The sequence below is a fragment of the Sphingomonas sp. R1 genome, from assembly GCF_025960285.1.
Classification (GTDB): Bacteria; Pseudomonadota; Alphaproteobacteria; order Sphingomonadales; family Sphingomonadaceae; genus Sphingomonas.
On sequence record NZ_CP110111.1, the window covers coordinates 2,708,627 to 2,721,920 of the forward strand.

11 protein-coding genes and 1 tRNA gene are annotated in these 13,294 nt (G+C 61.6%); 5 read left to right on the forward strand and 7 right to left on the reverse strand.

Going from position 1 to position 13,294, the window contains the following annotated elements:
* Positions 1-19 precede the first annotated feature (19 nt).
* Positions 20-983 (forward strand): IS630 family transposase gene (locus OIM94_RS20195; protein ID WP_413716356.1). Its coding sequence is split into 2 segments (ribosomal slippage): positions 20-370 and positions 372-983, totalling 963 coding nucleotides; the frame shifts between segments, so codons are not numbered across the junction.
* A 103-nt stretch (positions 984-1,086) separates the two neighbouring features.
* Here OIM94_RS20195 and OIM94_RS12960 read toward each other — a convergent pair.
* Together OIM94_RS12960 and OIM94_RS12965 are read right to left on the reverse strand one after the other, a co-directional pair.
* Positions 1,087-3,156 carry a glycosyltransferase family 61 protein gene (locus tag OIM94_RS12960; protein ID WP_264607134.1) on the reverse strand — a complete coding sequence of 690 codons (2,070 nt, stop codon included), beginning with the start codon at positions 3,154-3,156 and terminating at the stop codon, positions 1,087-1,089.
* A gap of 13 nt (positions 3,157-3,169) precedes the next feature.
* Positions 3,170-3,769, reverse strand: coding sequence for a hypothetical protein (locus tag OIM94_RS12965; protein WP_264607135.1), 600 nt, complete (start codon positions 3,767-3,769; stop codon positions 3,170-3,172).
* Positions 3,770-4,593: 824 nt separating this feature from the next.
* On the opposite strand from OIM94_RS12965, the gene OIM94_RS12970 reads away from it, so the two are divergent.
* Complete coding sequence (locus tag OIM94_RS12970) at positions 4,594-5,739, forward strand: hypothetical protein (protein ID WP_264607136.1); 1,146 nt, start codon at positions 4,594-4,596, stop codon at positions 5,737-5,739.
* A gap of 449 nt (positions 5,740-6,188) precedes the next feature.
* On the opposite strand, the gene OIM94_RS12975 is transcribed toward OIM94_RS12970, so the two are convergent.
* Positions 6,189-6,279, reverse strand: a tRNA-Ser gene (locus OIM94_RS12975).
* Between the two features lie 78 nt (positions 6,280-6,357).
* On the opposite strand from OIM94_RS12975, the gene OIM94_RS12980 reads away from it, so the two are divergent.
* Complete coding sequence (locus tag OIM94_RS12980) at positions 6,358-7,245, forward strand: peptidylprolyl isomerase (protein WP_264607137.1); 888 nt, start codon at positions 6,358-6,360, stop codon at positions 7,243-7,245.
* Between the two features lie 15 nt (positions 7,246-7,260).
* On the opposite strand, the gene OIM94_RS12985 is transcribed toward OIM94_RS12980, so the two are convergent.
* From OIM94_RS12985 to OIM94_RS13000, 4 genes are read right to left on the reverse strand one after another with little or no spacing between them, the layout of a single operon-like run.
* Entirely contained in the window at positions 7,261-7,854 is a 594-nt protein-coding gene (locus tag OIM94_RS12985) for an ABC-type transport auxiliary lipoprotein family protein (protein ID WP_264607138.1), read from the reverse strand.
* A gap of 8 nt (positions 7,855-7,862) precedes the next feature.
* Entirely contained in the window at positions 7,863-8,828 is a 966-nt protein-coding gene (locus OIM94_RS12990; RefSeq protein ID WP_264607139.1) for an MlaD family protein, read from the reverse strand.
* Complete coding sequence (locus OIM94_RS12995) at positions 8,828-9,643, reverse strand: ABC transporter ATP-binding protein (protein ID WP_264607140.1); 816 nt, start codon at positions 9,641-9,643, stop codon at positions 8,828-8,830. The genes OIM94_RS12990 and OIM94_RS12995 overlap by 1 nt, the downstream gene beginning before the upstream one ends.
* A complete protein-coding gene (locus OIM94_RS13000) occupies positions 9,640-10,749 on the reverse strand; it encodes an ABC transporter permease (RefSeq protein WP_264607141.1) in 1,110 nt (369 codons plus the stop codon). Before OIM94_RS13000 ends, OIM94_RS12995 begins: the two co-directional genes overlap by 4 nt.
* 61 nt (positions 10,750-10,810) lie before the next feature.
* Here OIM94_RS13000 and OIM94_RS13005 point away from each other — a divergent pair, with 61 nt between their 5' ends.
* Complete coding sequence (locus tag OIM94_RS13005) at positions 10,811-11,488, forward strand: HAD family hydrolase (RefSeq protein ID WP_264607142.1); 678 nt, start codon at positions 10,811-10,813, stop codon at positions 11,486-11,488.
* Positions 11,489-11,582: 94 nt separating this feature from the next.
* Positions 11,583-13,289 carry a histidine kinase famiy protein gene (locus OIM94_RS13010; protein ID WP_264607143.1) on the forward strand — a complete coding sequence of 569 codons (1,707 nt, stop codon included), beginning with the start codon at positions 11,583-11,585 and terminating at the stop codon, positions 13,287-13,289.
* The last annotated feature ends 5 nt before the right edge of the window (positions 13,290-13,294 follow it).

Here is a 13,294-nt window from a genome sequence, read left to right on the forward strand (position 1 = left end):
CGTCACGACGGAGGCGGCGATGGGTTGGCGATCTGGGCAGAGCTACTCGCAGGATTTGCGCGATCGGGTGCTGGCGACGGTGGACGGCGGGATGCCGGTACGCGAGGCAGCAGTGCTCTTCAAGGTGAGCGTTGCCTATATCTACAAGGCGCGGATCCGGCGGCGGCTGACCGGCGATGCCGCTATCAACCCGAACCGCGGCCGCCCGCCGCGCAAGCTCTCCCCGGCGCAGGAACTGGCGCTGGCGGCGCACATCCGCTCGCAACCAGGGATCACGCTGGCGCAGGCACAAGCCTGGCTGTTGGCCGAACACGGAATCGGGCTCAGCACCGGCGCGATGTGGAATGCGGTGCGACGGCTTGGCCTGTCGTTTAAAAAAAGCCCTGCACGCAGCCGAGCAGGAGCGGCCGGACGTGGCGGCGCCGCTCACGCTGTGGCGGGCAGCCCAGCCGTTCATCGACCCTGAAAGCCTCGTCTTTCTCGACGAGACAGGGGTGAACACCAAGATGGCGCGGCTCTATGGCTGGGCGCCGGTCGGCGAGCGCTGCCGCGATCGCGTGCCGTTCGGACACTGGAAGACGATGACCTTCATGGCCGGCCTGCGCCTGACCGGCATGACCGCGCCTTGGGTGCTCGACGGGCCGATGGATGGCGATGCCTTCCGGGTCTATGTCGGCGACGTCCTGGCGCCCACGCTCCGGCGCGGCGATGTCGTGGTGCTCGACAATCTGCCCGCCCACAAGGTCGCCGGCATCCGCGAGGCGATCACCGCCCGCCGCGCCCAGCTCTTCTACCTGCCTCCCTACAGCCCCGACATGAACCCGATCGAGATGGCCTTCGCCAAGCTCAAGGCGCTCCTGCGCCAGCAGCCAGCCCGAACCGTCGATGCTCTTGACGAGCGCATCGGCGAACTGCTTGATCGCTTCCCGCCCCGCGAATGTGCCAACTTCTTCCAGGCCGCTGGATATCAACGGTCAATGTAAAATTGCTCTAACTTACCAATGGCATGATTTCTGGGGAGCAGGTCACTTCGGCGATGATGTGTCGCCACAGGTCTGCCAGTGCATTGCGTCGGAGCGATGCGCCTCAGTCCCTGCCCAGAAAGCGACGGCGCTTGCGCTCCGCCCTTTCCGGTTTGGGAGCCTCTGCTTCTTGTAATGCAATCGTGCGCTGGATTGCCTGTTCGACCCTTGCGACGTCGAGGACGAAGTCGGCGTGCCCCTGCGGCAGACGACGATCCACATCGATATCCGCGCGAAAGCTTTCACCGAACACATAGCCGATATCGAATCCGCGGACCGAGGCGATTGTTCCTAGGATCGGCATCACGTAATCTTCATCACAAAGTGTTATAAACTTCGTCCTGGGTCCCGAAAATACGCCACCATACATGCCGGCGCCTTCTGCGCCTACTACGATTTCTGCGGCGGAGAACGTGGCCACTTCTTCCGCTAGTGTCATTTTCTCAGGAGAAATGACTTCAAAACCGTATTTTTTCACTAGCATGTCGCGAACGGATTCATAATTGATCATGTTGCGCCATGTTTTGCGCGACTCTCTACTGATCAAAACTCGTTTGGGCGTCGATAGCGAAGTTGCTGCAAGCTTCGCAGCGATTTCGGCGTAGACGCCGAGCGAGTATTTTGTAAACACTAGACGCCACGGGCTCGGTACAAATAGGCGGTCTGCTTGGATGATCTGGTCTGCGCGCATGAAAGCTAGCCGATCATGTCCAAAGCCCAGTAATTCTAGCATCTCCAACTGCTTACGACGAAGGTCCTGAGGTACAATAAGGGTGATGTCCTCGCCCAGGTTGCGCACGATCTGCACCCTGGGAAGGCACTGGATCATGAAATGCGAGTGCCAAGTATGCAAGTTTGGCGCGAAGGTAAGTGGCATGGCCGGTCCATCCACCCGCAAAACCTTGTCGGCCTCGAGCGTGGTTCGGCGGCTGCCGTTTTCATCGACAACGCTAGCAGCGTAAAGAGGTGTCAGTGCGGGGTCTCCCATGCAGTCATGGTAGACCGCGCCATCGCTTGCGGCATGAAGGTACTGGGCGTGTGACGCGCTCACGGAAGGGATAAGATAGCCATTGTGGAGTGCCAGCATTGTGTGGAAGATTTCATATCCCTCCGTAATTGCTTCGAGTGCGTGGGACGGTAGCGGCGCACTTGAAGACAACAGGAACGGTCGTTGAACGATAGCCTTCTCCCAGATGCCCTTCTCCTTACCGTTCGTAGTTTCAGCGAGTCCTTCAACAAATCCGGACGCGTAGCTTTTCAGTTCGACATCCTCGCGGGGCTTCGTCGAAACGGTGTTGTTGAAGGTGATGGGGATCCGTGTTATTGGCCTCAGCGTGACGTTGGGCGCACCATCAACACCGGAAAACAGCAGTATACCCCGTAGCGAATAGGCATTGCCGCTACGATATTTGTAGAGCTTAACATCGAACTTTGCATTTGGATGCTTAGTTAGCAAATCATCAGCTGCTTGCATTATTGTGTCGGCACCGGCCGCTATACAATACAGCGTGTTTACTGTCAGCATCGGAGCAAGATGGTCAAATTTTGCATCGAGTGCGTACCCGTTCTGCCCAAGCTCGGGTTCGACAATCATCATGGTGCCTATGTTGCGGCTACCATGAGCACTCAGATAAATTTGAACTTGGTCCGCTTTAATCAAATGCAGACGGTCCATGTTTAATTCGAAGGATGGGCCAATGCTGGCCCATTTTGGAGTGGTGAGCTCAGCGGTATCACCTATCCTCAAACCCTGAGTCGTATTGCCGTGCATCATGGCAATTTCGAAGTATTGTGGATCGCCATCGAACAAGATAGTTACGGGGCCGTCCAAGAATGTACGCGTCTGAAAATTCATCTGAAGAGTCAACGTGTTCAGAACGGATGCAAGATAAATGTCCAACCTTTTGGAGAAATGGCACACGACTGGCATCGTTGACGTAAGATAGGAATCGAGAGCGTCGCCGCCTAACTTCCAGGCAATAAAGTCTGCAGATGATTGGCGGAAAGCCGACAGCTTCGCCGTCGGGTCCAATGATCTGACAATCTCATAGGCCGTATCGACTGCCTTAAGCTTTGCAGCGGCTTCAGCGCGAGTAGATCGGCGGGTGCGGTAAAATAGTGTGGTGGCGTCCAAGAAACGATACTCTTTAAGCGGTTGCGACGATCACGAACGCGGGGCAGGCGACCCGGACATGGCGTAGCCAAGCTGTATCAGCGACAGGGAAACGTCCAGAGTCTACCGAGATGTCGGCATGTGTTCGCGCGCAGTTGGAGACTGGATCCGCCACGTCGACGATAATCAGCGTTGTTCCAGAAAGCCCGACGTTGTGAGTGAAATATACATGTTGATCCTCAATCAAAGCATCATAACATGTCACAACGGCCATCGGTGCAGATTGCAGTTCAGCAAGCGGGCTCGCGATCCCAACTTTTTTCAATATCGATGATATCAGGAATATAGAATGAGGAGTAAGATCACTTTTACGGAACAATTCTAGCATTATATCTAGAGCATCTGGCGCCGTCGAAACTTTGCTTGCGATCGCCTGGATCGTGTCCTCACCACCAAGGGCAGCAGACCGCGTTGTCAGCGCGCGAGCGCTGACGCTGGGATTCAGCGTTGCGTAGAATTGCTCAACGATGCGCGGCGTAGCAGGCGCCATGTCGGCAAAAGTCGTAAACCGCTCAAGGTCTTGTAATACAAGATCAATATCGATTGTATGGGGCGCACTCACCGTGTCTGTCATTCGTATCCCTTGGAAACGCTGCATTGCGAGGCAAGCTATTGTCCTCGCGCTTATCAGAGCGAAGGGTGTCGCGCTAGTGAGAAGGCGGGTATATTGCTGGGCTCGGCGATCAAGTCAGCGTCTTTGGATATCATGCCTTACAGGTAAATCTTTAGTGTCGTTAAAGGTGTCGGCTCGATTAGAGCTAAATGTGTCATATTGGAAGGGAGTATTATTATTATAACTGTTGAGGAGGTGTGCGTTGAATGAAGTCGATGGATATCGGCGCTATTAGCGCTATCATCACCATAGAATAATTTAGAGGTCACAACTATTGAGTCGCCTTAATGAAGCCCACGGGCGCCACGTAACTGGCATTCATCATTAAACAATCAAGCAGGCTAGGGCGGGCGGGTTTACGAGGTGATGCTGGACTCACTTCTATCACCGTCGCTCGACCATCGGGCGCTCATCAATCGGGTGATTTCCAAATTCGGCAGCGTGACAAGCTGGTCTACCATCCTTGTGCGGGATCGATCAACGGTCGTCTGTGCGCGGATTGCATCAACGCGCACTGGTTCCCGTCATCGGTGACGCCAGAGCCAAAATTGATGCGTGATGGGCGGACTTCAACGAGAGCCGACCTCATTCATCCATTGGAGTTCCTGACACTAGCCGAACTTGCGTCATTGGCCGGGCGGCACCCGCGCCGATGAAGCGCGAGATCCCTCGTTCACGGCGTTGGTGTCTGCGAAGCCGGGGGGGGGCATAGTTTCAACCCTGCGCAAATCAGGCCTAGGTTAAGGGGCGTTGCTACGCCGTCGTTTTTGAGCTTAAAAGTTGGGATGGAAACGGCAGCGACTGAACGTAAGGTTGTGCTCTGTGCGGGGTTAAATCGCTCCGGCAGTACATGGCAAATGAATGTAACTCGGGAGCTGCTTCAGCAGTATCGCCCGCAATGCACAGTGTATACGAGTTGGTTTGAAAGTTATGACGCAAACAACGATGCCGATATACATATAGTTAAGGTACATCGTTTTCGCGACGCCGGTGGAATAGACGCGAACGTTATTCTATCTACGCACCGCGACCTTCGTGCCGTGGCAGGTTCTATGGTGCGTATGCGCTGGGTTCCTGCCGAATGGAAGCCGATAGATGCGTTTCTAGAGCAATATGTGGAGGACTGTTCCGCGTGGTCGCAGCGCGCTGACTTAGTGCTCCCATATGAGGTGATCGTCGCGTGTCCGATAAAAGCGGCTATGGATATTGCGCGTGCGATCGGGCTCGAGCCATCCGAAGAGGCTGCGGCGATGGCGGTGCAACGTGTTAGTGCGATGCGTCCCATCGCTGATTCGGTTACCGGCGATATTGCGTCAGCCGATCCTCACACCTTTCTTCACGGCGGCCACATTGGAGATGTGGAGGACACGTCCTCGATGGCGCGCCTGCCTAGCGAGCTTATCGCTAGAATAGAACTGAGGTACCGTTCTTGGCTGTCACAGCGAGGTTACAATTTATCTGTCGAACGACTTGTCAGTCTAGCAGAGTACAGTTTCAAAGATGGGTACATGGTTCGACAGATATTGACCTCCGCACCTTTGAAATTCTCAAAAAATGCGGGTGAAGATCTCATACTGTTCGGACTAGATGCTGAGGAGTGGGGCGCTTGGTCGGTGGGGCCACTCTGCGGGATTACCTTCCACGTGCCAGCCTCCTCAACAATGACATCTGTTGTTCTTCGAATCGGGGCGTTGACACCTGAAGGTGCATCGCCTGTCTGCGCTACAGGGTTTCTCAATGGGTCGGTCGCCGGCAGTTGGACGTGGGTCGGGAGTGTCGATCATCAGGATATTAAGATCCCGCTCTCGTCCACCGGCAACCACGTGCTGTGCTTCCTTGTTCACGGTACAAGATCTCCGAGGGCACTTCGCCTTGGTGCCGATGAGAGAGAGATCGGCTTGGCGTTTCACGAGATTTGGCTTGAGGATTGATGGGAGTTCGAAGTTATAATTCGAATGCTTCTTGTAAGTCGTTTCTGATGTACTGGAATTTAGCCGCTAGCATGGGGGTGAGTATGAAACTCGCAATCCGAGGCGATTTTTGGGTCGGGCATCGGCGATCGGCAGGAGTAAGTGCGCGTTCGAGAACGCGTCGTGCAGGCTCCTATTCAAAGCTTCCACGAAAGTGTTGTCTGCAGGTTTGCCCGACCGACGGAAGTCTATGGTGACGTCGTTCTCGCAGCGGTAGCCATATTGAGATAGCGGCGCCACGCGCGTGATGCTCGTCGACTTCCGCCGAGAGCCATGTTCCCGATCGGACGGAATGCGTCGACCTTCGTCCGGCGCCGCAGGATCGAGTCGATACCGACCTGGATCCATGGAATAATATAGCGGTTGAGCCAGCCGCAGGCCGGTGTGCACACTACGTTACACCGAGTAAATGGCGGAGCGGGAGGGATTCGAACCCTCGATACGCTTTTGGCGTATACTCACTTTCCAGGCGAGCGCCTTCGACCACTCGGCCACCGCTCCGCAGGATACCTGGAAGGCGCGGCCCTACCGTTCCTTGGGCGGCTAGGCAAGCGCCCGTTGCCATGCCAAGCTCTCCGCATGGCAAAAACCCTGATCGCCCTTGTCGCAGCGCTCGCCGCCGCGCCGCTCGCCGCCCAGACCGCGCCGCAGACCGCCGCCGTCCCGCGGCCCGCGCCCGCCTCGGCGGAGCCGCTTGCCGAGGACTGGCGCGACATCCCCGACGACGAGATCCTGCTGATCCAGCTGAAGAACGGTCGCCAGGTCGCGATCCGGCTCGCGACGCGGTTCGCTCCCGCGCATGTCAGCAACATCCGCAAGCTGGCCACAGCAGGCTGGTGGGACGGTGAGAGCGTCTATCGCGTGCAGGAAAACTGGGTCGCGCAATGGGGCGATCCAACCGAGAAGAAGCCGTTGCCGCCCGAGCTTCTGACCCGGCCGCCCGCCGAGTTCGAGATCGGCGCCTTCGCGCCTGCCCAGCGCCTGTCCCGGCCCGATTCCTATGCTGCAGCCACCGGCATCACCGCCGATGGCTGGCCGGTGGCCACGGACGGCAAGGCGGCGTGGCTCACCCATTGTTATGGCATGGTCGGCGTCGCGCGGGACGCGCTCCCGGATACGGGCACCGGGTCGGAACTGTTCACCCCGATCGGTCAATCGGCCCGAAGGCTGGACCGCAACTATACGGTGGTCGGACGGATCATCGAGGGAATGCAGTATTTCTCCGCCCTGCCGCGGAGCGACGCAGCGATGGGCGTCTATGCGAGCGAGGGCGAGCGGACGGGCATTCTGTGGGTGAAGCTGGCCAGCCAGCTGCCCGGCGACGAGCGACCGCATTTCCAAGTCCGGGGCACCGACAATGATCGCTATGCCGCGATGATCGCGCTGCGCGAGAACCCGGCGCCGCCAACCATCGCGACCGGGCTCCACGTGTGCGATCTTCCCGTCGCGGTCCGCCGCCGGCCTTGAGCCGCCCGTATCGGGTTATTTGCCGACCCAGTCCGCCACCTGATCAGCGACCTGGTTGGCGGCCTGGTTGAGCGCGGGGCCGATCGCGGCGGTGTCGATCGCGGAAACCGGCACGCGCGCCTCGAACCGGCGGCGCTCGAAAGTCTGGGTGCCTTCCCGCCCAAGCGCCGCATCGAAGGTGACCACCGCTTCGTTCGTCTGCGCGTCGATGCCGAAGGTGCGCAGGTCGCCGCCCAGGCTGGCGCTCGGGGCGGTCAGCGATTGGCGGCGGCTGAGCACGATGCGGCCGGTGCGCGCGGCGATCGTGTCCGCCAGCAGCCGGCCGAACAGGCTGGCGGGGCCCTCGACCCATTGCGCGTCCTTCACATAGGCGATCGTGGTGCCGCCGGGCCCGGAATGCACCGGTACGCGGGTGGTCGCCAGCTCCTGCGGCGCGTTGACCGCACCGATCGTCACCGCCTTCACCGTGCCGGACTGCTGGACGGCGCCCGCCGGCAATACCGCGGCCGGCTGCAGCGTCAGCAGCGAGGCGGGCGGCTTCGCGGCGAAGGAGATGCAGCCGGAGAGCGGCACGGCGGCGAGCAGCGCTGCGATGACAGACTTGTTCATCCGGAACCTCACTTCTTCGGCTTGTAGGTGGGCAGCGCGGGGGCCGAGATCAGGCTGGAGGCTCCGCCCTGATCCAGCTTGTGCGCGACGTTGGTGAGCGCGAGCGACATCTCGCGCAGATCCTGCACGAGCTGGCCGACCTCGGGCATCGTCTTGTTCGAGAAGGCCTGGATCCCCGGCCGCGCATCGCCGATCGTCGCGTCCAGCGTCTCGACGCTCTTGCGCGCCGAGGTGATGGTTGCATTGAGATTGGCGATGGTCGGCTTGATGTCGCTCGACATCACGCCATTGGTGGTCTCGGCCAGCTGACCGATCTGCTGCGCTGCCATGCCGGCCTGCTGGATCGCGACGCGCGTCTCGGCGAGGGTGGCGGCGATTTCGGGCCCGCGGTCCGCCAGCGACTTGGTCAGCCGGTTGGTGTTGGCAAGGATGCCCGAGATTGAGGCCTGGTTCTTGGAATCGAGCAGGTCGGACACGCGCTCGGTAAGCGTGGTCAGTCGCTCGAGCAGCTTCGGTGCGGAGCTGAGCAGCGCGCCGAGACCGCCCTGCTTGGTCGGGATCACCGGCACGCCGAGCGGGCAGGCGGCGCGCGGATTGTCCTGCGGGCATTCGATCGGCGGCTGGCCCTTCACCGCGCCGTCCAGCTGCACGGTGCTGGGGCCGGTGAAGCTGCCCTGGATGGTGGCATTGGTGCCCTCGAGGATCGGCACATCGGGTCGCACGCTCACCCGCACGCGCACCAGGCTGGGGTCTGGCCGCCAGAACTGGATTTCCTTCACCTGCCCGGCGGGCACGCCGGAAAAGGTGACCGACGATCCCTGGCTGAGGCCATCGACCGATTGCTTGAAGAAGATGTCGTATTGCCGCTCGTCGCCGCCGCCCAGCCGCGAGAGCCAGACGATGAACAGGCAGAGCACGGCGAGCAGGATCAGCACCACCGCGCCGACCAGCACATGATTGGAACGCGTTTCCATCAGCCCCTCTTATCCTCGTGCGCCGGCCGGTTCGGGCCCGCGACCGCAGCGCGTCCGCGCGGTCCGTTGAAATATTCCTGGATCCACGGATGATCCAACGCCAGCAGTTCCGGAATCGTGCCCACCGCGATCACGCGCTTGTCCGCCAGCACGGCGACGCGGTCGCAGATCGCATACAGCGTGTCGAGATCGTGGGTGATCAGGAATACGGTGAGCCCCAGCGTCTTCTGCAGCGACGCGGTCAGCTCATCGAAGGCCGCCGCGCCGATCGGGTCGAGCCCGGCGGTGGGCTCATCGAGGAACAGCAGCTCGGGATCGAGCGCGAGCGCGCGGGCAAGCCCTGCACGCTTCTTCATGCCGCCGGACAGCTCGGCCGGGTATTTGGGCCCAGCCTCGGGCGGCAGGCCGGTCATCACCACCTTGTAGGCGGCGATCTCCTCGAGCAGCGCCTGATCGAGCCCGGGATAGAATTCCTTGAGCGGAACCTGCACGTTTTCGGAAACAGTGAGCGTGGAGAACAGCGCGCCGCCCTGGAACAGAATGCCCCAGCGCTTGCGGATGTTGACCGCCTCGGTTTCCTCGCGGCCGATGGTGTTCTCGCCGAACACCTCCACCGTACCGTCGAGCGGCGGCTGCAGCCCGATGATCGCGCGCATCAACACCGATTTTCCGGTACCCGACCCGCCGACCACGCCGATGATCTCGCCCCGGCGTACGTCGAGGTCCAGCCCGTCATGGACGATCTGCTCGCCGAAGCCGTTGCGCAGGCCCCGGACGCGGATGATGCTTTCGGGCGCGCCCGCGTCGTCGCTCATATCCAGCCTACATTGGTGAAGAACACCGCGAAGAAGGCGTCCAGCACGATGACGAGGAAGATCGCCTGGACGACCGCGGTGGTGGTGCGCTGGCCGACCTGTTCGGCATCGGCCTCTACCTGCATCCCGTGGAAGCAGCCGGCCATGGCGATGATCGCGCCGAACACCGGCGCCTTGACCAGGCCGACCCACAGATCGGTAAGCGGCACCACTTCGCGGATGCGCTGGATGAAGGTGATCGGCGGAATGTCGAGGCTCACCCAGCAGAGCAGCCCGCCGCCGAGGATCGAGATCAGCGAGGAATAGAAGCCAAGCAGCGGCAGCATGAACACCACGGCGAACACGCGCGGCAGCACCAGCGCTTCCATCGGCGAGACGCCGATCGTGCGCATCGCATCGATTTCCTCGGTCAGCTTCATCGTGCCAATCTGTGCGGCAAAGGCCGATCCCGAGCGCCCGGCGATCATGATCGCGGTCATCAGGATGCCCAGTTCGCGCAGGGTCAGCCGGCCGAGCAGGTTGATCGTGTAGATTTCCGCGCCGAACTGGCGCAACTGCACCGACCCCTGCTGCGCGATGACGATGCCGATCAGGAAGCTCATCAGCCCGATGATGCCGAGCGCGCCGACGCCGACGACCTCGAAGCGCTGCACCGTCGCGTTGAAGCGGAAGCGGCGGGGATGGGTGAGCACGTGCCAGAAGGCGAGCACGGTGGCACCCATGAAGCCGAGCAGGCCGTACAGCGTCTTGCCCGAGGTGATCACCGCCATGCCGATTTCGTTCAGCGCACGCGTGAAGGATCCCGGCGGCGGGGGGGGCAGCTGGATCGGATGTTCGGCCGCGACCACCTGATCGAGCAGATGCTGCTCGTCGGCATTCAGCCCCTCGATCGTCGCGCCGCGATCGCGGGCGAAGCGGTGGACCACCCAGGCGCCAACGGTGTCCATCCGGCCGACCGCGCTGAGATCGAGCCGAGCGACGGTGCCGTCCACGGCTTCTAGCCGATCCGGCAGGTCGCCCAGGCTGGAAAGGGAAAGGTTGCCGGAGAAGCGGAGGACCGCCTCGCCATTGCTTTCGGAGCGTTCGAAGTCGGCGGATCCCCTCATCGAGATCCCCTTTCCGCGATTCCGGCTGGCACGGCAAGTTCCGTCGTGGCTAGAGAGCGCAATGCAACGCCTCGCCATCTACGACATGGACAAGACCATCACCGCGAAACCCACCTGGACGCGGTTCCTGCTGCACGTCGCGCGCACTCGCGCCCCGTGGCGACTCGGGCTGTTCCCGGTGGTGGGGCTTGGCGGACTCGCCTATCTTGCGCGCCGCATCGATCGCGCCGGACTGAAGCGGCTGTCGCACCGGCTGCTGCTCGGCCGCGCGCTGGCGCCCGCGGACATGCAGCGCGTCGCCGAAGCCTTTGCCGAGCTGGAATTGGGAAAGGGCGTGCTGCAGGGCGCTCGCGCGCAGATCGAAGCCGATCGGGCCGAGGGCTATCGGCTGATAATGGCCACCGCCTCGCATCGCTATTATGCCGAGGCGATCGGCAAGCGGCTGGGCTTTGACGACGTGATCGCCACCAATGCGAAGCGGGATGGGCAGGGGCATATTCTCTCCGAACTCGAGGGCGAGAACTGTTACGGGCCCGTAAAGCTCCACATGATCGAAAATTGGCTCGCGACTGCCGGGCTGCACCGGGCCGATTGCCAGGTACGCGCCTATTCGGACCATGTGTCGGACGCGCCGCTGCTCGCATGGGCGGACGAGGCCTTTGCGGTGAACGCGCACGGGCCGCTTGCGAGGCTCGCCGCCGAGCGCGGCTGGGCGCTGCTCGACTGGCGGCATAGCTGAAGTATTTCTTCAACGCTTCCAAAAGGTTCGCAACCGAAACGGCAGCTCGTGCATTGGGGTCTCGGGTTGGCAGGACCATAAGGAAGCAACGCGCGTGCAGCATGAAGACGAGCAGAAGCCGGCGGCTGTCGGAGAGCCGGCCGGCGACCTGAAGGATTCGACGAGCTACAGCCCCACCGGCAACCACCCGACCCATCATTGGAAACGCGCGATCATCGGCACTCCTGGGCTGGGCGACCGCAGCACCGTGTTCTTCGCTGCACTGCAGATGACACGGATGCCGATGACGCTCACCGATCCGCGCCAGCCGGACAATCCGATCGTGTTTGCCAACAAGGCGTTCCTCGATCTCACCGGCTATGAAGAAAGCGAGATCCTCGGCCGCAACTGCCGTTTTCTCCAGGGCGCGGAGACGGACCGGGATACGGTGGCCGAGTTGCGCGCGGCAATTGAGCGGCAGGAAGCGATCGCGCTGGAATTGATCAACTATCGCCGCGACGGCAGCCCGTTCTGGAACGCGGTGTTCGTCGCGCCCGTGCTCGGTCCCGATGGCGAGCTGCTGTATTTCTTCGCCAGCCAGCTCGACGTGACGCGACGGCACGCCTCCGAACAGGCCTTTCGTCAGGCCCAGAAGATGGAGGCGATCGGGCAGCTCACCGCGGGCCTCGCCCATGATTTCAACAATCTGCTGCAGGTCGTCTCGGGCAATGTCGACATCGTGGCCAATCAGGTGGAGGACGAGCGGCACCAGCGCCTGCTGACCAACGCCGCGCGGGCCGCCGATCGGGGCTCGAAGCTGACCCGCCAGTTGCTCGCCTTTGCCCGCAAGACGCGGCTGGAGCCAAAGCGCGTCGAGCTGAACCAGCTGATCCATGAGTTTGGCGATCTGCTGGACAACACCGTCGGCGCGCAGATCCGCCTCGTGACCGCACTCGAACGGCGGCTGCCCAGCGTCGAGGTGGATCCCACCCACCTCGAAATGGCGATCCTGAACGTCCTGCTCAACGCGCGGGATGCGATGCCGCGCGGCGGCACGGTGACGATCTCCACGCGGCTATGGAAGCTCAATGGCGATGCGCCCAAGCACCAGCTGCCCGAAGGCGATTACGTTGTTCTCACGATTGGTGACGAAGGCACCGGAATGCCCGAAGACGTCCGCCGGCGGGCGACCGAACCCTTCTTCACCACCAAGGGCGCGGAGCGGGGGACCGGGCTCGGGCTTGCGATGGTGCATGGTTTCGTCCAGCAATCGCTGGGGCGGCTCGAAATCGACAGCGCGCCGGGCGAGGGGAGCGAGATTCGCATGCTGTTTCCGACGGCCAGTGCCACGGCGAGTGCCGTGCCGGCACCCGCTCCCCGGCGCGAGACGGGGCAGGGCGTGACCGGCGGTTCGGAAACGATCCTGCTGGTCGAGGATAGCGACGATGTGCGCGCGCTGGCGCAGGAACAGCTGTCCGCTCTGGGATACCGCGTTCTGCTCGCCGCCAGCGGCGAGGAAGCATTGGAGCGGCTGAAGATCGAGCAGGTCGACCTCCTCTTTACCGACATCGTGATGCCGGGCGGGATGAGCGGGCTCGAACTGGTCGAGCAGTTTCGCACCACCCATCCGGACACGCCGGTGCTGATGACCACCGGTTACAACGAGGATCTCGTCGCCGACATTCCGCGCGGGACCAATCTCGACGTGATCGGCAAGCCCTATCGCCGCGAGCAGCTGGCGGATCGCATCCGGGCGGCGCTCGACCGCCGCTCGGCCGATCCGCGGCGCGCGATCAATCCGATCGTGCCGGCGGAGGGCTGAGCCGC

What these genes read in the sequence shown, in the direction of transcription:
- OIM94_RS12990 (WP_264607139.1), bottom strand. Translation starts at nt 8,828, where the DNA reads ATGGAAACGCGTTCCAATCATGTGCTGGTCGGCGCGGTGGTGCTGATC.
- OIM94_RS12995 (WP_264607140.1), bottom strand. Translation starts at nt 9,643, where the DNA reads ATGAGCGACGACGCGGGCGCGCCCGAAAGCATCATCCGCGTCCGGGGC.
- OIM94_RS12970 (WP_264607136.1), top strand. Translation starts at nt 4,594, where the DNA reads ATGGAAACGGCAGCGACTGAACGTAAGGTTGTGCTCTGTGCGGGGTTA.
- OIM94_RS12980 (WP_264607137.1), top strand. Translation starts at nt 6,358, where the DNA reads ATGGCAAAAACCCTGATCGCCCTTGTCGCAGCGCTCGCCGCCGCGCCG.
- OIM94_RS12985 (WP_264607138.1), bottom strand. Translation starts at nt 7,854, where the DNA reads ATGAACAAGTCTGTCATCGCAGCGCTGCTCGCCGCCGTGCCGCTCTCC.
- OIM94_RS12965 (WP_264607135.1), bottom strand. Translation starts at nt 3,769, where the DNA reads ATGACAGACACGGTGAGTGCGCCCCATACAATCGATATTGATCTTGTA.
- OIM94_RS13000 (WP_264607141.1), bottom strand. Translation starts at nt 10,749, where the DNA reads ATGAGGGGATCCGCCGACTTCGAACGCTCCGAAAGCAATGGCGAGGCG.
- OIM94_RS13005 (WP_264607142.1), top strand. Translation starts at nt 10,811, where the DNA reads ATGCAACGCCTCGCCATCTACGACATGGACAAGACCATCACCGCGAAA.